We start from the raw sequence: 806 nt of genomic DNA, 5'->3' as shown, positions 1-806 counted from the left end.
AATAAGAACAGCCGAGAATGGATTGAGAATAAAGTCTCTGAGGTCAGTCGTGTTTATCCAACTGAAAATCTCTTTGATTTGTTTAAGCAATTTCCGGAAGGGTTTGAGATTGAGCAGGTTTATTTTAAAGAGAAGAGTGATGGAATAGATGATTTCATTACGGAAATTAAACTGAAAGGAGATGCAACATCGCATACAATAACGGGTACTCTTGCTAAAATTCCAGCGAAGGATGATGCACCAAAGAGCGATGAAGTGGTGGTAAGTGTTCAATATGTAGACAACAAATTTATTTTTTCTGATGAAGAAACCGCCAAAAAAATATGGAAGTTTGATGGTTTCTTGTTTCAAAAACTAGCTTTAAATAAAACTGAATTGTCTAAGCTAAGATTAAAAGAGAAATCGTATGATAGTATAACTAATGGTTTTAGTATTTTATATTTTATGGAAAATAAAATAAATAATAATTATTTTCATAAAAACGATTCTGAAAAATCTACACTTGAAATTGGAAGTTCTCTACAAAATGAGGGTTATTACTATTACTCAATTTTAGTAGATTATAAAGACGGTTATTATTTTAGAGAAACGGTATCAAATGCGGGGGTATATAATGGCCAATAGCGGAATTCCAGCTCTGGAGGCAGCGAACTTGACTTATGAATTTGAATAAGATGCAAGGGGAAATCGCTTTTATGGTATGCTATATGGGAACTACGGTTAACTGTTTTATTGAATATCAAAAATAAGGAGAAGGTTATGAAAAAACGCATATTTCTCACAATGGTACTTTTAGGAGGATTGAT

The 806-nt window shown here is 32.3% G+C and carries 1 protein-coding gene; it reads left to right on the top strand.

All coding sequences use genetic code 11. The annotated features are described in order from the left end of the window. Positions 1-624 (top strand): hypothetical protein (locus HMPREF1481_RS08410; protein ID WP_016466246.1); only part of this gene is annotated, 624 nt, incomplete at its 5' end. Between the last annotated feature and the right edge of the window lie 182 nt (positions 625-806).

The sequence above is a fragment of the Streptococcus sp. HPH0090 genome (genome assembly GCF_000411475.1).
Classification (GTDB): Bacteria; Bacillota; Bacilli; order Lactobacillales; family Streptococcaceae; genus Streptococcus.
Note: the sequence above shows the minus strand (reverse complement) of the source record. Positions and strands in the feature narration are given on the sequence as shown.